Consider the following 16500-nt stretch of genomic DNA (forward strand, 5'->3'; position numbering starts at 1 on the left):
AGGTGACGCGACGGCCGGGGCTCATGCCACGGGAAAGGTACCAGACCCAGGGCCTCGCGGGCGACTGGCTCCTCGGCCACGGAGCCATCTCCGGCGACTCAGGGCGAGGCCAAGGCGCTCACGGATCGCACGGAGAGCGCGAAGGCATCGCGGTAGCGCGGGTGCCAGCCGGCCTGGATGCTCCGGGCCCGCCGCAGGGCCTCGGCGATGCCCTGGCGTGGAAGCTCCTCGTAGAACTTCACGAACATCTCCGCCGTCGCCTGATCGTCCACCTTCCACCGGCTGGAGATGACCCACCGGGCCCCGGCGCTATGGGCCGTGGCCCCCAGGCTCGCGGTCTCGCTCTCCCGGGTGGCATCGAGACCCAGCCCCGTCTCACATGCGCTCAGCACCACCAGCTCGGCGCGCGTGGTGCGCTGGAGCAGCTTCCAGGCCTCCAGCCGCCGTCCCCCCGCCAGCTCCACGAAGGAGCGGAAGGGGTTGTCCGTGTCGAGTGAGCCATGCGTGGCGATGTGGACGTAACGTGCCGAGGCCAGGGAGGAGGTGATCGACTCCTCCGTGGCCTCGTCGCCCAGAATCGCCCGCGTGTGGAGCGCGCCGGCGACGGCCTGGGCCTCGTCTTCCGCGAAGAGCAACTGCTCACCGTTGACCCCCACCACCAGCGTGGAGCCTCCGCGCGCCTTCGTGGGCTTGCGCCCGGGGAGCTCCGTGATGCGATCGGTGTAGATGATGGGATGTGTCCCGCCGAGGCTCTCGAAGGGGATGCGGCCCAGCGCGCCGGGCGCCATCACCACCAGCGTGGCGCCCTCGGGCAGACTTCCCACGGGTGCCAGCAATCGCGCCCGCAGCTCCGCCGCGAGCGGCTCCCAGCCGTCGAGCTGATGCGAGAGGAGCTGGACCAGCTCGTCGGCCATCCGCACCGTCGGGCGCAAGGGCGCATTCAAGAGCTGGACCTTCAGCCCCTCGCGCTCCGAGCAGGTCCAGAGAACGATGGCATGCCGCAGGGGCCGCAGGCCGATGAAGACGCGCGTCCTGCCCAACGCCTGGAGCCCGCGCCGCAGGGAGGCCAGCGTGGGAGGAGGAAACCCGGGGAGGAAGGGGCCCGTGCGCGCGCGCAGCCGCTCCAGACGTTCCTGCTCCGCTGACGTCAGGCTGCCCATGACCGCCAGCCGCTCCAGGGCCAGCCGCTCCGCGAAGGCGCGGGTCGCCTCGCTGCCGTTCCCATTGCGCAGCGACTGGAGACCCGCCTGCTCCACCAGGAAGGACTCGTGGAGCAGGAGGCTCCGCTCGGCCTCGCCCTGCCCCGCGAGGACCTCGATGAGCAGCTCGGTGGCCTGGACTCTCAGCCCGGGATCGAGCCCCCGCGCGGGAGCCAACAGCCGCTCCAGGAGGGCCCGGGCTTCCGGGAGCCGGCCCTCTCGCTGGAACAGGAGCGACTCCAGATAGGAGACCACGTTCTCGAGCTCGGGCACCACCCCGGGCTCGCGCACCAGCGGGCGCAGCTCCTCCGCCCACGAGGCGAGCAGCTCCTCCGCACCGGCCCGCTCCACGAGGTCCAGGTGCCGATCGAGCGCGGCGATGGCGCGTGCGACTTCCAGGGCATCCTGCATGGTGGGCGGCTGGTGCATCGCCCGGAGCGTGTCCGCCACCCGCGCGACCGGCGCGGCCGCTCTCAAGCCCTCGCGGGCGCGGGCCCGGGCCTCGGGCACGTCATCCCCTTCGATGGCATCCACCTGGATGAGGGCGAGGGGCTCTCCCATGCCGCGAGCGAGGCTCCGGGCCCGCTCGAAGCTCGCGGTGCGCTCCTCGGAGCCTCGGCTCGCGCCCAGCGCCTCGCGGATGGACAGGGCCACCTCGGTGGCGGTGAAGTCGTGCTCCGCCGTGAAGCCCTGCTCCTTCGCGAGCTTCAAGAGGGGCTCCAGCTCCGCCCTCGCCTCCTTGAAGAGCCGGAGCCATCGGGGATTTCCCTCGTCGATGGCCATCCGCCCATACGTCAGCATGAGCTGCGCCTGGGCATCGAAGACGGAGAAGCGCTCGGAGTTCATCGTTTGCGCGAAGCTCTTCGGGAGCGCGTCGGCACCCGCGAGCCGCGAGGCCGCGTCCTGGACGGCCTGGAGGTGCTCCGAACGCAGCGCCACGATCTTCCGCAGCAGGGAGACGGCCACATCCGAGCGCCCGAGCTCCAGGAGCATCTCTCCCTCGAGCTGGAACATGTCGGCGGCCGTCTGTTTCAGCCCGATCTCCTCGGCGGCCTTGCCCATGGCATCCACCAGTTGGAGGGCCCCCTGCCAATCCCGTTGGATCAACCAGCGCTCCCCCGCGCGGACCCGCACCAGATGGGCCGCGGCCAGGACGAGCCCCGGATCCCCGTTCTGGGCGGCGAGGGCGATCGTTTTCGAGAGCCGCACCCCGTCACCATCGATCACCGACGCGGCGATCCGGGCGAGCGCGGCCTCACGCTCCAGGCCCTCGCGCCCGGCGAGCTCGGCGGCCCGCAGGTATTTCTGGAGGGCGGCAGGCTCCCGGCCCCGCCAGGCCAGATAGGCCCCCCGGAGCGCGAGCAGTCCCTCGGTACGAGGGCAGCGGCCCCGGTTGAAATGGCCCCGGGCCCGGCCGTAATCCCCTCGCGCCGAGACGAGCAGCTCGGCGGGCAGCGCCTGGAGATGCGGCGGAAGGAAGCGCATCCGCAGGAGGCCCATCGTGAAGCCACTGCTGTACGGGTCCAGGCCCTGCGTCTCCACCGGTCCGAAGGGAGCCGCCCGCACATCGCCCTGGAGCATGGCCAGCTCCCCGGCCGCACAGAGCGCACCGGAGGAGAGCGCGAGCTGCTCTCCCGCCAACAGGGTGCGCAGGGCGTCTGGAATCGCTCCCTGTGCCCAGAACAGCTCCCCTTCGAGACGCGCCCGGAGCAGGGCATCCCAGCCATCCAGACCCGGTGATGTTGGCGCCGGGGCCATGCCCAGGATGTCGACGCGCAGCCGGTTCGAGCTGGAGAACGGAAGGTCCGAGAAGATGCGCTGGGCCCGCATGACCGAGCGCATGTTGAGGAGCCGGGTGAACGCGCGTTCGAACCGGAGATCCGGCGATGCGCGCCCGCGTGAGGCTTCGGGGAGCTGCTCGAACCGAGCGGAGATGCTCGTGTCGAAGGAGTGCTCCAGGAGGAAGAGCACCTCCGGCCGCAACGTCAGCACGTCACCCGTGAGCCAGATGCCAGCACCGGGAAAGGAGTGCTGCCGCGACACCAGGAGCCGCACGGAGAGGAGATGGCGCAGGTGCTCGGGGGACGCTGGCGGTGGAGCCGCCGCGGAGAGGCGCTGGAGGGCCTCCGCGAACCGGCCCCGCCGCATCAGCTCCGCGGCGTCCGGACTCCCCTCCGCGGCGGCCGGATGCCACGACGTCTGGGGCAGCCAGGTGGATGCCCAGGTCGCGGGAGTGCCCTGCTCCGCCCGGCTCTCGAATGAGAGCAGGGCCATCAACGAGACGGCCAGGAAACCCAAGCGCATGTCTTCCCCCCGGATGAAGCCCGCTTTCAGCCCACTTTCAGTCGACCGGCCGCGCCACGTAGACGGCGCCCTCGCCGGACCAGGCCGGATCGAAGCGATCCCAGGTGCCACTGTCGGGCGCGGGCTGGGATTCACAGAGCAGCGTCTTCGCCTGTCCCCGGTTCTTCTCGACGCGCACCTCCCGGGGACCGCACCGGCCCCGGCCTTTCTCGACGGTGCTCAGCAGCCGCGTGTCCTGGAGGGCGGCGGGCTGGACGTTGCGCAACCCGTTCCCCTCCTCCCGGGTCGCGGGCTGCAGGGGCGCCTCGGAGAACGTGCCGTTCGCCACCTCGACGCGCCCGAGAAGCGGGATGCCCCCCTCCGGGCGCTCGCGCAGGACCGTGAGGGTCCCCCCACCCTCCGCCGAGAACCCGAGCAGGGAGATGAAACCCTGCCCCTCCACGAGCCGGCGGGCCTTGTCCGGAGCACCCACCAGCCAGAGGCCATCCGCGCGGATGACAGCGACCCCCGCGTCACCGGCCTGGACGGGAGACCAGCACCCGTCACAACGCCAGAGCACGGACTCGGTCCCGGCGGCGCAGTCCTGCTTCAACAGGACCGTGCCCTCCCTGGGCCGGGAACAGGAGGCGGCATCGGCGCCGCGAGGCTTGGACACCCGGGCCACCGAAGTCTTGTCCAGCCCGAGCAGCTTTCCGAGCCGCTCGAAGAGGCTCGGACCCGCCGCCAGGGCGTGGAAGGTGAACAGCACGGTTCCCACACAGAGACCGGTTCGCAGCACGTCGCGTTTCATGGACCACCTGCCGGGGAAGAGATGACCGCGGAGGGTTGTACGCTCGGAGCCGTGGGGACCTTCGCGCCCCGGACCGCCTCCTCGCGCGCCACGGCCAGGACATCAACACCCGGCTTGATGCGGATGGACAGCACCGCGTCGCGAGGAATGGACGTGAGGGTGCCGGTCCCCTGCTGGGCGTTCCAGACGATCAAGGCCTCCGCGGACTCGACGACGAGGGCCCCCGAGGTGAGCCCGATTCCGGACGAGTCCTCCGGCTCCTTCGCGTGGCGAACCTCGACGAAGGGATAGGTGCTCTCATGGACCGTCACCCCGTAGTGCATGAAGAGCGTGACGGCTCCCAGCAGCAGCACCCCGCGGCATCCGAACCAGGCCAGCCCGGCGAGGCCGCCGCGCTTCCCCGGCGGAGCCAGCACGGAGATGGCCCCCATGCAGAGCAGCCACACCAGCATCGCCACACCGTAGAGCAACCGCGCCTCCGCCGGCCCCGGAGCCTCGAGGCTCTTGACGCTCAAGGGCCCCACCACGACGCCGAAGGGCAGCTCGGGGGGCATGAAGAGGTTTTGCAGGAGGACGATGAGGCCCAGCAACAGGGCCAATGGCAGCACGAGCTCGAGGTGCTGCGGTTTCCAGCGGCGAAGCCAGACGGGCGGCTGCGGCAATCGCTTGCGGCTCGCGAGGAACGCGACGGCCGCCGAGCCCAACAGCAGCAGCACGAGCGGTACCAGCGCAGTCCGGAGCAGCACCTCCAGACTGTCGCTCACCACGTAGGCGGCTTCGGCCAGGTAGCGCTCGAAGCTCAGGGGCGTGCCGAGGGGAACGCCCAGCCTGTTGAGGTGCGCGCGGTGCGAGAGGTAGCCCCCCACGGCGATGACGAGGGCGACCTGGGCCGCGAGCTCCAGCCGATCCTTCCACCTGCTCTCCGACGAGTTCTCCGCCACACGCGCAGTCTGGCAGGAGTGCGGTGGAAAAGAAAACGAGGCTGTCGCTCAGGGCGGGCCCGGAACGAAGCCGAGCAGGGTCCCCGGAAACTTGTCGGTCACGAGCAGGAAGCCCCGCTCCTCCAGCCGCACCAATCCCTCCCAGTTGCGTGGCGCCTCGCCGGAGAGCTGCAACTGGAGAGGAGGCCGATCCGTGAGCACGATTCCGGTGGGCTGCACCTGGAAGCTCGATGAGCCGTTCCACCTGCGGCTTCTGGGCATGGGTGGGCCCGGTGCCGTACCGGGCCATGAGGGGATCCGGCGCCGGATCGTAGGCGTGCGAGGTCCCCGGAAAGCTGTAGTTCATCACCCAGAAGCGGCCCGCGGAGTCCAGGGAGGTGGCATCGGTGAGGCGGTATTCGATCGATGGGAGCGTGAGCTTGCCGGACGGGGTGAGCGATCGATCGAAGCTCTCGGCGGCGGGGGCCTGATTCACGCGGACCCCGTTGGCCTCGTACAAGGCGAGCAGGCGCTCCCCACCCACCACCAATGTCTCGAAGCCCGCGTTCGACACCTTGCCGGGCAGTGAAAGCGAGGCCTGAGGTGAGACCTCGAGCTTCAGCCCGCTCAGATCCGGCGCGATGCGGCCGGTCACCAGGAAGCCCTTTCCCGTGCCCTGGCGGGTCTCCACGGACAGATAGGCCTGGTCCCCAAGGAATCCGATGGCCTCATAGCCTTCGAAGCCCGGGATGCGCTTCTCGAGGCCCCCGCTGTCGAACGGAATGCAGCGGGGCTCGAGAGGCCCTGACGCCGTGTTCTCGAGCCGCGCGAGGATCTCTGCCTTCGACACCGTGTAGAGGCAGGGAGTGCTGTCGCTCCGCCAGCCGGGATACTGCGGCAGCATGACGAGGTGCTCCCCGTACCAGGCGAGGCCAGAGAGCTCGGCGTTCTCGCTCTGAAGAGGACCGCCGAGCGGCAAGAGGGTGACGGCCTGCTCGGGCGCTGTCCCCTGTAACTCCGGGGGCACGTCCGCCAGCGGAACCCGCCAGGCCAGCTTCGAAGCACACCCGGCCAGCACCAGCGTGAGCAGGAGGGCTCGAACCCTCCACCTCACCAGCCTCTTTTCTCCCCGCATCTCCCGCTCCTCTCCACCTCGTCACCGCAGCAAGAACGTGTTCGACGTGGCCACATGGCCGGCGATGTCGGTGACGCGGATGACCACGTCCGACTGGACGGAGTCGACCACGACCTGCTGCGTGAGCACCCCGTCCACGAAGGGCTCGCTCACGCGCGGGCCGATGCTGCCGCCGGCCCCTGTCTCCAGCCGCACGTTGCCGCGAAACGCCGCCGCGCCGGCGCCAGTCGCGCGCACCGTCAGCGTGAAGGGCACCAGGCGCTGCTGCGGGCCGATGGGGTCGATGCTGTAGCCCTCCGGCCACTCCCCCTCGACGACGGTGAGGCCGCCCCGGCGCACGGCGGTGCGGCCGTCCCCGAGGGTCACCGTCACGTCGTAGCTGCCGGGCGCGAGCACCGATGGAACGAGGGTGGAGATGCCCTCGGGCGAGAGCGCGAGCGTGGGCACCTCGAGCGTCCCGATGCGCACCGACACCCGGGTATCCACGTCGAGGGTCCCCTTGCCGTAGTCGACCGTCGTGGGCAGGTGCAGCTCGGTGTCGAGGGCGAGCGCCGTGGCCTCGCTCGCGCGCATCTGCGACGGGGAGACCGAGCGGATGACCGGCTCCGGCCATTCCTGGCAGGCCGGGAGCAGGAGGAGCGCGGCGAGGGAGACGAGCTTCTTCATGGCAGCAGATACCTCACACCGAGGAGCCCCTGCACACCCGTCGCGCGTCCGACGACGAAGGGGATGTACGCCTCGCCGAGCCCCACCCGCCCGTCGAGGAAGGGCTCGATCGCCCCCAGCGGGAAGCGAAGCTGGACCCCCGCGAGCAGCTCCCAGCCGAGCGACGAGCGCACGGAGCTCGCGGAGAAGTCGCTCGAGAGGTGGTGCAGCGCCAGGAGCGGTCCCACGCCGGCGCGCACGTCCAGGCCGAGGTGTTTCATCCGCACGAGATTCATCCGCCCGACCGCGAGGAGTGGGACGGAGTGCATGGCGGAGACGCCCGCTCCGGTGCGGAAGCGCGCCAGCCGCCAGCCGAGCTCCACGTCGAGGGAGAAGCGGCCCCAGCCGGGCGGCGTCAGGGTGAGCTGAGCCGAGCCCTGGGGGCCGCGGTTGAAGTCACCGCCGTGGAACCCGCCACCCGCGAGCGCGAGGGAGTAGCGCATCTCCTCCGCGGGCTTCGTGGGCGGGGGCTCGGGGCGCACCTCCCGCGGAGGAGCCTTCGGCTTCTTGCGGGAGGTTCCGCGGGAGGAACCCTCGGGAGCAGCCAAGGCCGCGGTAGAGCAGAGCAGGAAGAGGAGCGCGATCCAACGCATGGAGGAGGCGGTCCTCGGGGGGCAACGCCGCGGACGCGGGAGAAGAGAACCCCAGCCGGCGGCGGTTGTCGAGCCCCTTCGCGCCCGGCACCTCCAAGGGCTACGCCAGGAACGGCCCATTCCCATGCGCACACTGGAGCTGTTCGAGTGCCTCCTGGAGCGCCGTGGCGGCCTCCTCTGATGTCACGCGGGAGCGGGCCAGCAGCGAGTCGATGCTCGGCCCGAGTGTCCAGGCCGCGAACGGCGGCCAGTCAGGTGCCGCCTGCCCCACGAACATCGGTGCGTTCGAGACGAGCAGCCGCATGCATCGGCTCAGGGAGCGGAGGGTGAAGGCGGTGTCCGGTACGAGCGTGCCCTCGCGGGAATGCACGAGGTCGACGGGCTCCAGGTACAGCTCGCTCACGGCCAGGGGAACGCCCGGCGCGGGCTCCCGGGCGATGCTCGCCGCGTCGACGATCCGGATGTCCGTGCCCTGGATGAGCGCGTTCTCCGGCTTGATGTCCGTGTAGGCCGCCATGGGGCCCAGGCGGCGCCCGATTTCAGCGGCCAGACGCAGGAACACGACCGAGAACTGAACGGCGAGGCGCATCGTGCAGCAACCGCGCTCCTGCTGATGAAGCTCGCGAGCCAGCGCATCGAGCCGGGTGCCCTGGATGTACTCCATGACGAGGAATTGCTCTTGGGTCCGGAGGAACGGAGGCAGCCCCGCCGGAAACATCGGATTGCAGCCCGTGTACTCCCCCACGAACGAGGGGAGCGCCGTGCTTTCGAGTACACGCAACAGCTCGGCCTCGTGGACGAGCCGGTGCCGCCGGCGCAGGAGTTGCCCGACGTCGAGATGCGCGAGGTCCGTGTAATCGACGAATGGCACCTTGACGATGACCGTCTCCCCGCTATCCCGATTCTCTCCGAGGAACACCAGGCTTTCGGCGCCAAAGTCGAAGAGGCGCAGCACTCGATAGTGCTTGCCCAGCTCGAAGGAGCCGATCCTGCGCACGTGGTCCAGTAGCGCGTGCCGGCCACTTGCCGCCATCCGAAGCGCGAGAAGCTCCGGAATCTCCTGCGAGCGCTCGCCGTCCCACCGCTGACGCTCCACCTCACGAAGAATCTGCGCGAGCTCCCCGGGCGAGACCAGCATCGCGAGGTCCTTTGGCACGACAATCCGATCGAATGATCTGCCGTCACCGGCTGGGGGGTTCAACTTCCGGAGCCTGTCCACCATGGCGGAGTTCAGCCAGCGTTTGGAATCATCCGCCATGACAGTGCGCCTCATTGGATTCAGCTCCCCATTCCTGTCCGCGTCGCGGCATCTGCTCTGGCGAAGTGAAGGTCATCCTCCGAGAGTTCCTGGACGGAGCCTCCTCTCTGGAGCACCGCCAGTTGCCTCTCCAACGAGGCCACATGTTGTGGCGGACGTCCCTCACGCTTGTAGAGCACGATGCGGGCCTTCAATGCCGCGATCTGTGTCTCGCGATCATCCCTGACGAGCGCGCCCAGAGACACGGCCATCGTTCGAACCAGTGGATCCTGTGGCGCGGAGTGCGCGTCGAATACGGGCCGGAGGGACTGCGACACGTGAATCTGCCCGTTCGGTCCCTCCGCGGAGAAGTGGACCTTCCCGACCTCGGACAGCTTCTGCCAGGACCGGAGCTCCACGAGCAGGATGTACGTCTTCGAATACTCCATGGCGCCGAAATGCTGGGTCACCACGGGGCTCGGCTGGTCGGCGAAGTTGCCCACGTGCCGTTCGTGAGGCCGGCATGCGAAGACATCGAAACACGTCACATTCGGCGCAACCTCGATCGACAATTCGGCGTTCCGCAGCACGATGCGCTGACTCGTTCGCGCCATGTGGCCGAAGTACTCCTGCAACTCGTGGCCGCCAGTCGGCACGTATCGGACGGTGCCTCCTACAGCTTCGACGAGCGCTTCGGCTCCCGCCGCATCGAAATCAGCTCCGAATCCGAAGACGCTCATTCCCGCCCCGAGTTCACGAAGGTGCCGGGCGATGAGTTGGCACGCCAGGTAGTCGTGGATGTGGCCGTCGGTGAGGCAGCTCAATCGCTCCACGCCCGCGAAACCCCGGCGCCGCGCGCCGATGGCGTGCGAGAGCGCCCGCTCCAGCCCCGGGGCCATGCTCGTACCTCGGAGCCGGTGTGGCCAGCTGGTCAGCAGCGCACCGATGGAGGGGTAGCGTGCACGAACGTGTCCCACGGGCATCGCGCTCACTAGCGCATCGGATTCCGATGAGAACGGGATCAGCGTCACCAGATCGTCGTCGGACACGATGCGGAGGTAGAGATCAACGGCTTCGAGCAAGACGGGATATTTGTCGGATCTGTCCATCGAGCCGGAGACATCGAGGACCAGCAGGTGGTGCACGGGAGTCCTGATCGGCCGGGGCTCGTGCTCGTTCCGTGAAGCGAGTGCCTGCGGGTCGAGGGAGAGGGAGACGAGGGCTCTACACACGTCGGCCCCGTGACGATAGCTCGCGCGATCCCACACGATCTGGAGGTTCACGCCGGCGGTTTGCTGGGACGTATTGGGAAGCGGGGAACTGATTCTGGGTCCGAACCCCCACTGCTCGGGCAGAGGGAAGGACCATTGGCCCTCGTGCAGGTTTTCATAGAGGAAGTTGTCGCGCTTCCAGAAGCCACGGCCCTCGCTCGAGTACCGCCAGAGATGCGCCTCTCCGAGCCCCGCCTCCACATCGACGCGAACAGCCATCACGCCATGTGGATACTTCGCGTCCTGCCAGCAGGCCCCCGCGGCGAATTCGATACACTGGGCATCGGGGGTGGTCTGTCTCGAAAGCTGCCCCATGTGCAGGTGTCCGCGCAGCAGGAAGTGCGCACCGCCGGGTCCCAGCAGGCGCGCCTTGACACGCTCCTGGTCGAAGCCACGAAGCCAGTCGAGCGGGTGGTGCACGAGCGCGATCTTCAGGTCCGGCCCATGACCCTCGGCATCGAGGAGCGCCTTGTGGACCTGGTATTCTCCGAGGAGGATGCGGCCCTGATCCTCGTTGCCGCCTTCGGACGCCCATGCGCTGTTGAGGCCGAGAACCGCCAGCTTGAGTTCGTGGAGGGTGCGGACCTCGACCTTCCACGGCTCCTCGTCCGTCCATGCGCGAGAGGGGCCGAGGAATTCCGAGGTGAATTGGAAGAAGTCCCGCTGGCGGACGGTGAAGAGCCTCCGGCAATCCGCGTCCCTCAGGATGTCGCTCACATCGGAGCCATGCTGCAGCCCGAGCGCGCTCTGCTTCGCGAAACTCTTGACCAGACTCCGGCTCACATCATGGTTGCCAGGGACGAGGAACCATTGGGTGTGTGGATCGGTCCGGGTGATTCGTGCCACCTCCTCGAAGAAGCGGTGCGCCTGCGCGTACTCTTCTCGCGCGCCGCTGTGCGCGATGTCTCCTGTCACGAATACGATATCCGGCAGGAGGCCACTGCTCTCGAGTGCCGAGAGGACATCGCGCTTGAGGGCATTCAAGACAATGCTCTGCTCCCAGTGCTCGTCGGCCTTGAAATGCACATCCGAGAGATGCAGCCACGTAAGGGTGCGTGCCGATGCCATGACCTGTTTCCCGATGCAAAGGCCGCTTGCTGCTCCTGCGGCCAACCTGCACGCTCCTGGAGCCCAGTGGAGTTGGAGCCATCACCATGGTTTTGGTAATCACCACCCGCGCGGGAAAGCGTGGGGCATGAGCGGGCTCGCTCCCCATTCCGCCAATGAAGCGCTCAGCTCACCGGGAGGGGCGTGTCACGGAAAGTGGTGGCGGAGGGCTCCGCTGGATGGCCCCAGGCCTTCCGGCCATGCCATCGTGAATTCCGCTCCGGACGAGGGAACCGCCATGGATACCGCAGCTCTGCAAGAAATCGTCGCGCCAGAAGGCATCTGCTACGGCTGTGGCGGCAACAATCCGCACGGTCTGCACATCAAGAGCTACTGGCATGAGGACGGCATCCACGTCCTGGCCACGCACACCCCCGACGACAGGTACACCGGGTGGCCCGGGTTGGTGTACGGCGGCTTGATCGCCATGCTGGTCGACTGCCACTCGAACTGGACCGCCATGGCCCACCACTACCGCGCCGAGGGCCGCCAACCCGGCAGTCTGCCGCGCATCGAGTGCGTCACTGGCCACCTCGGCGTCAAGTACATCAAACCCACGCCCATGGGGGTGCCCCTCACCCTTCGTGCGCGGGTCGAGGGCGAAGTCGGCCGCAAGACCCGGATCCTCTGCGAGGTCCATGCCGGCGAGGTGCTGACGGCGATGGGCGATTCGATCTTCGTCCGCGTCGATGCCGCGCAACTGACCGCGGCGGCGCACGGCACGACGCAAGAAAGCTGACGGCGCCGTCAGGCCTCCAGGTACTCGTGGAAGAACGACGTGGTGGCACGCCACGCCCGCCGCGCGGTGTCCTTGTGGTAGCTCTCCCGGTCCTCGCAGAAGAAACCGTGGGTCACCCCGGCGAACACCGTCAGGGTGTATTGTCTGCCCGCCCTGCTCAACGCCTCGGCGATGCGGCCATGTTCCTCCGGCCGGATGAACTGATCCTCCGTGCCGTACCAGAGTTGTATCGGGGCCTGCATGTCCCCCACGCGATCCAGCAGGGTCTTGCGGCCGAAGGCGTCCGCCTCCGGGCCGATGCCGCCGCCATAGAACGCGGAGGCCGCCTTGAACCGCGACGGCAGCGTGGCGTTCGCGAGGAACGCATACCGGCCCCCCATGCAGAAGCCGATCACCGCGACCGAGGTCCAGTCGGTCTCCTCCCGGGCCGCCAGGAAGTCGAGCGTCCTCTCCGTCTGCGCCATGACGGTGGCGTCGTCCAGCCGCTTCAGGTGTGCGATGGCGTTGGGCAGATCGGAGTACGCGTAGACGGCGCCGCCGTAGATGTCGGGCGTCACCGTGGCGAAACCCGCGTCGGCGAAGCGCTCCGTCAACCGCTTGAAATGATCGTTGAGGCCATAGGCCTCGATGTAGATCACGACGCACGGAAACGGCCCCGCCCCTTCGGGCCGTGCGTAATAACCCCGCAGCCCGTCGCCCAGCTCGACCCACTCGCCCCTTGCGCTCATCGCCTTGCTCCCTTGCCCTCGCGTTGATGGTTTGTCACAAGCAGAAAGGCCCGTGTCCTGTCAACGGCTCATGGGAACCTCGCGCATCCTTCCTATCGATGCTCGGCTCGCTTGCCCGAGGGGTGGAGAGAACATGAAGAGGCAGAGAAGGTGGGTGGCGCTGCTCGTCGTGTGGTCGCTGGCCGGAGGCGCGGCCTGGGCGCAAGCCACCGTCGTGCAAGCGCCCCTCGGGGGCCAGCCCCTGCCCCTTCCCGGCCGGGTCGCCTGCGGCCCCGCGACGGAGGGCTGGACCGTGAGCGAGGATTCACGCTCCGTTCGCCCGCCCTCGTCCCGCGGTGGCCGCGTGGGCCAGCCGGGGGTGCTCCAGGTGGCGCCCACCGCGAGCGAATGCACCAGCCCTCCGGAGACGATCACGCTCGTGGCGACAGGGGCGTTCCCCGAGGCGGATCCGGCGAGCGTGCTGCTGGCCGCGGACGAGGGGCGGCTCGAGCTGCGCGGGCGGGGGCTGACGGGAGCCCAGGTGTTCTGGCCGGGCGCCTCTCGCGACGGGCGCCTGGAGCACGAGACCTGCCTCGACGCCGGGCCCTCGGAGCTTCCGCAAACGTGCGTGTTGCCGGTGCGTCGCGGCGTGCCGGCGGACGTGCCGCTCTTCCTGCTCCCGGCGGGAGCGCGCTTCGGGGACGGCGTGCTCACCTTCGATGCCTCGGGCCGGCGGCTCGAGCCCGCGGAGCTGCGGTTGCGCCCGAGCCGCGTCGTCCTGGCCTCGGTCCTGCCGGGGGTGCTCGCCCTGGACCTGTCCGCCGGAGAGGGGCGTCTGGCGCTGCCGCACCCCGAGGCCATCGCGGCCGTCGACTGTAGCCCCGCCCGCTGCGAGCTGAGCGAGGACGGCGTCTTCGTGCGCGCCGTGCCGGGTCTCCCCACGAGCCTGGGCCTCCGGGTGCGCCTGGTGCCCCGGGTGTTCGTCTCGCGAGGCGAGGCGCTCGAGAGCACCGCCTCCGCGGTGCTGCAACTGCTGCACTGCCCGGTGGAGCTCGCATCGGGGCCACCGCTGAGAGGCGCGGAGGACGTGCGGGTGGTGGTGCGGGTGGACCCGCGCTGCGCACAAGGGGTGCGCTCCTTCCGCTGGCGCGCCAACGGCGAGCCCGCCGAGGTGGTCCAGGTGGTGCGGGAGGAGGAGGTGGCCTTCGTGCTGCTGCGGGTGGGGCGCCTGGGCGCGGACCGGCTGACCCTCACGGCCACCCGCTCCGAGGTGGATCCGACGGTGATCGCCACCACCTCGGCGGACACCCTCCCGGTGCCCCAGCCGCGCGCGAGCCTCGAGCTTCCCGGTTTCGGGAAGATCGACTTCATCCCCACCAACCGGGAGGCGAGCCTCTCGGTGGCGTCTCCGGCCGAGGCCGCGAGGCTCGTGCCACTGCCCGTCGTGGGGGCCTACTCGGTGCGGATGGAGCAGGGGCGCTTCCGGGTGCGAGGCGATGAGAACAGCAGCGGCTTCGTCCCGCTGCGTTTCGGCTATCGCGTCGAGGGGTTGCCCCAGGCGTTGCGCTCGGTGGACCTCGCCGTCGTGCAAGAGCGGACCCAGCGCGCCCTGCGGGAGGCCTCGGTGCCCGCGCCGCTCGGCGCGTCGGCGCTGTCCGAGGAGCCGCTCGTCGAGTTCCTGTGCGCCGATCGGGAGGGGAAGTCCCAGCGCATCCTGCCCGGCCAGCCGACGCGTATCCCCTTCGATGCGCGCGACAGTTGCCGGATCGCCATCCACCGGGAGCGGCTGCGGCCCGAGGATGGCCTGCAGGAGATCATCCTCGAGGTGGACGTCACCAGCGCCAATGGGGTGGTACGCGAGGCGGCGCGGGTGAACGAGCGCATGGTGCTCCAGCCCGGCGGCGAGCCGCGGACGTTCTGGCTCAAGAACGTGCTCGAGCAGTTCGACCGCATCGTCGTGCGCGTCAGCCACGTGGTGGACGAGTCGCGCTACCTGCTGGCGGCGCCCTCGTCCCGGGCCAGCCTGCCCTCGGTGCAGTGGGCGGCGACGGTCGAGGGCTCGCGGCTGCGCCTGTACGCCACCGCCACCATCCCCAGTGGCCTCTACCGGCTGAATCAACCGACGGGGCAGCTCACGCTGAACTTCGGCCTGCTGTCACGGCTCACGCTGTTGGACGAGCACGGCAAGGAGGGGCTGTTCGGCCTGGAGCTGGGGCTGATGGGCGTGGGGCTCGTGCAGACGGGAGGCCTGCTGAACGACTATCCCCCCACACTGGCGGCCGTCGCGGGACTGGGCATCCGCGTCCCCCTGGGTGGCGGTCCGGCGGGTGGACAGGCCGCCTTGAGCATCCACATCTGGGGGGCCTACGAGTTCCGCGAGGCCTACTTCACCAAGCCCGTGGATGGCTCACCCGGCAGGGAGGTAGGCCGCTGGGCCCTCATCTTCGGGCCCAGCATCTCGCTGGGAAACATCGGCATGAACCTCTGAACCGGCTCAACGGTTTCCAGCGTTCGCGCGCAACTGGGCCTCCAACTGCCGCCTCACGTCGGGCGGGAGCGACTCGAGGCCCTGCATCTGCCCGCCCCCGGCGAAGCCAGGCCGAGGGTGGCGCTTGAAGAGCTCGACGCCCTGGGCCAGCCGGGTGCGCGCGCCCTCGTCCACGGCGTGGGTGAGCGTGTCGAGCGTGCTCCGGGCGAACAGCTCCTTCCCGCCGTTCGCCGCGCCCGGTGCCTCCTTGCCCAGCCGCAGCGTCTGCACGGGCGCGCCCTCCACGGTCACCTCCACGAGCGCGGCCGGCGACGCGAGCCCCGCCTGCCCATCCGTGAGCGGGCCCTCGACGAGACGGGTTCCGCGAAGGCTCCGCAGCCAGGCGAGCTGCACGTCCACCTGCGAGGGGTCGAACTCGAAGCCGTCCGGGAGCTTTCCCGGTTCGGTGAGCTTCCACCCCTCCCCTTCCTTCACCACCACGGCCGTCCTGCCTCCGGCCTGGACCTTCAGCTTCGTCACCTTCGCCGGCTCGAAACCGAGGAGGCTCATGTCCCGGAAGTCCACGAGGCGCTTGCGAAGCTGCGAGGCGGTGTACCGCGGGAGCTGATACACCTGCGCGTCTCCCTCGACGCGGGCCGCGACGGTGGCCGAACCGTCCTTCGCCTCGGGCTGCCGGCCCAGGTGCACCACCACCTTCTTGCCGTCCTTCAGGTGCGCCTCCACGCTGTCGTGCGCCTCGGCGAGCCCCGTGACCGCATCCGCCGCGGCCTCACCCTCGAGGAAGTCCTGCGCGGACAGGCTCGCCAACTGCTGCGCGAGCTGTTGGGCCGTCTGCGAGCTGAACCGGAAGCCCGCGGGCGTCTGCGTCCCCTCCGCGAGGCTCCACTCGCCCGGGTTCGCTCCAGCCTTCACCGTTACACTCCCTCCGTCCTTCGAACGGAGGACGAGCTGGGAGAGGTCCTCCGTCTTCAGCGACAGGAGCTGACGCTTGCGCCAGTCCTTGAGCTCCTTGCGCACGGTCCAGTCCAACCGGCCCCGGTGCGCGAAGACGTCGTTGCTGCCCACCTGACGGAGGTACACCCCGCCGTTCCTGGCCGTCTTCCCGAGCACCAGCTTCACGGCCGGACCACCGCCCTGGGTGACCTCGAGCTTCAACCCCTTCGCATCATCCAGCTCGTACTCCGCCAGCCGCTCGGCCCGGTCGGTGACGAAGTCCGGGTTCTTCACCTCCCCGAGCGCCTCGAGCACGCCGGTCACCAGGCGCTCGTCCGCGGCGTACTTCGTGTCCGGCTTGCCCGGGTCCAT

General features: G+C 69.5%; 12 protein-coding genes. 2 read left to right on the forward strand and 10 right to left on the reverse strand.

Annotated elements, in window-relative coordinates; genetic code table 11:
* Nucleotides 1-98 precede the first annotated feature (98 nt).
* The 8 genes from ACN28I_RS06325 to ACN28I_RS06360 form a co-directional block, all read right to left on the reverse strand.
* Complete coding sequence (locus ACN28I_RS06325) at nucleotides 99-3503, reverse strand: CHAT domain-containing protein (protein ID WP_420941210.1); 3405 nt, start codon at nucleotides 3501-3503, stop codon at nucleotides 99-101.
* A 37-nt stretch (nucleotides 3504-3540) separates the two neighbouring features.
* Nucleotides 3541-4293, reverse strand: a complete 753-nt coding sequence (locus ACN28I_RS06330) for a hypothetical protein (RefSeq protein WP_420941211.1) — start codon at nucleotides 4291-4293, stop codon at nucleotides 3541-3543.
* A complete protein-coding gene (locus tag ACN28I_RS06335) occupies nucleotides 4290-5234 on the reverse strand; it encodes a hypothetical protein (RefSeq protein ID WP_420941212.1) in 945 nt (314 codons plus the stop codon). Before ACN28I_RS06335 ends, ACN28I_RS06330 begins: the two co-directional genes overlap by 4 nt.
* A gap of 48 nt (nucleotides 5235-5282) precedes the next feature.
* Entirely contained in the window at nucleotides 5283-5453 is a 171-nt protein-coding gene (locus tag ACN28I_RS06340) for a hypothetical protein (protein WP_420941213.1), read from the reverse strand.
* A gap of 916 nt (nucleotides 5454-6369) precedes the next feature.
* Nucleotides 6370-7014 carry a hypothetical protein gene (locus tag ACN28I_RS06345; protein WP_420941214.1) on the reverse strand — a complete coding sequence of 215 codons (645 nt, stop codon included), beginning with the start codon at nucleotides 7012-7014 and terminating at the stop codon, nucleotides 6370-6372.
* Nucleotides 7011-7646, reverse strand: coding sequence for a hypothetical protein (locus ACN28I_RS06350; RefSeq protein WP_420941215.1), 636 nt, complete (start codon nucleotides 7644-7646; stop codon nucleotides 7011-7013). Before ACN28I_RS06350 ends, ACN28I_RS06345 begins: the two co-directional genes overlap by 4 nt.
* Before the next feature lie 100 nt (nucleotides 7647-7746).
* Nucleotides 7747-8784: a hypothetical protein gene (locus ACN28I_RS06355; RefSeq protein ID WP_420941216.1), complete on the reverse strand. Its 1038-nt coding sequence runs from the start codon at nucleotides 8782-8784 to the stop codon at nucleotides 7747-7749.
* Between the two features lie 140 nt (nucleotides 8785-8924).
* Nucleotides 8925-11222 carry a metallophosphoesterase gene (locus ACN28I_RS06360; RefSeq protein WP_420941217.1) on the reverse strand — a complete coding sequence of 766 codons (2298 nt, stop codon included), beginning with the start codon at nucleotides 11220-11222 and terminating at the stop codon, nucleotides 8925-8927.
* Between the two features lie 277 nt (nucleotides 11223-11499).
* Between ACN28I_RS06360 and ACN28I_RS06365 the strand changes: the two genes are divergently transcribed.
* A complete protein-coding gene (locus ACN28I_RS06365) occupies nucleotides 11500-12000 on the forward strand; it encodes a PaaI family thioesterase (protein ID WP_420941218.1) in 501 nt (166 codons plus the stop codon).
* 8 nt (nucleotides 12001-12008) lie between these two features.
* Here the strand turns inward: ACN28I_RS06365 and ACN28I_RS06370 are convergent, their stop codons facing one another.
* Nucleotides 12009-12728 (reverse strand): dienelactone hydrolase family protein, encoded by a 720-nt coding sequence (locus ACN28I_RS06370; RefSeq protein WP_420941219.1) that lies wholly within the window; start codon nucleotides 12726-12728, stop codon nucleotides 12009-12011.
* Nucleotides 12729-12861: 133 nt separating this feature from the next.
* Between ACN28I_RS06370 and ACN28I_RS06375 the strand changes: the two genes are divergently transcribed.
* The gene (locus ACN28I_RS06375) at nucleotides 12862-15195 is read left to right on the forward strand and encodes a hypothetical protein (RefSeq protein ID WP_420941220.1); all 2334 of its coding nucleotides are present in this window, start codon (nucleotides 12862-12864) and stop codon (nucleotides 15193-15195) included.
* A gap of 6 nt (nucleotides 15196-15201) precedes the next feature.
* On the opposite strand, the gene ACN28I_RS06380 is transcribed toward ACN28I_RS06375, so the two are convergent.
* Nucleotides 15202-16500, reverse strand: a complete 1299-nt coding sequence (locus ACN28I_RS06380; RefSeq protein WP_420948581.1) for a DUF4340 domain-containing protein — start codon at nucleotides 16498-16500, stop codon at nucleotides 15202-15204.

It is taken from the genome of Archangium gephyra (assembly GCF_049060025.1).
Classification (GTDB): Bacteria; Myxococcota; Myxococcia; order Myxococcales; family Myxococcaceae; genus Archangium; species Archangium gephyra_A.

Excerpts from the sequence above, each read along its gene's own strand:
- ACN28I_RS06345 (WP_420941214.1), bottom strand. The coding sequence starts at position 7,014 with ATGAAGAAGCTCGTCTCCCTCGCCGCGCTCCTCCTGCTCCCGGCCTGC.
- ACN28I_RS06350 (WP_420941215.1), bottom strand. The coding sequence starts at position 7,646 with ATGCGTTGGATCGCGCTCCTCTTCCTGCTCTGCTCTACCGCGGCCTTG.
- ACN28I_RS06365 (WP_420941218.1), top strand. The coding sequence starts at position 11,500 with ATGGATACCGCAGCTCTGCAAGAAATCGTCGCGCCAGAAGGCATCTGC.
- ACN28I_RS06330 (WP_420941211.1), bottom strand. The coding sequence starts at position 4,293 with ATGAAACGCGACGTGCTGCGAACCGGTCTCTGTGTGGGAACCGTGCTG.
- ACN28I_RS06355 (WP_420941216.1), bottom strand. The coding sequence starts at position 8,784 with ATGCTGGTCTCGCCCGGGGAGCTCGCGCAGATTCTTCGTGAGGTGGAG.
- ACN28I_RS06380 (WP_420948581.1), bottom strand. The coding sequence starts at position 16,500 with ATGGACCCGGGCAAGCCGGACACGAAGTACGCCGCGGACGAGCGCCTG.
- ACN28I_RS06360 (WP_420941217.1), bottom strand. The coding sequence starts at position 11,222 with ATGGCATCGGCACGCACCCTTACGTGGCTGCATCTCTCGGATGTGCAT.
- ACN28I_RS06375 (WP_420941220.1), top strand. The coding sequence starts at position 12,862 with ATGAAGAGGCAGAGAAGGTGGGTGGCGCTGCTCGTCGTGTGGTCGCTG.
- ACN28I_RS06325 (WP_420941210.1), bottom strand. The coding sequence starts at position 3,503 with ATGCGCTTGGGTTTCCTGGCCGTCTCGTTGATGGCCCTGCTCTCATTC.
- ACN28I_RS06370 (WP_420941219.1), bottom strand. The coding sequence starts at position 12,728 with ATGAGCGCAAGGGGCGAGTGGGTCGAGCTGGGCGACGGGCTGCGGGGT.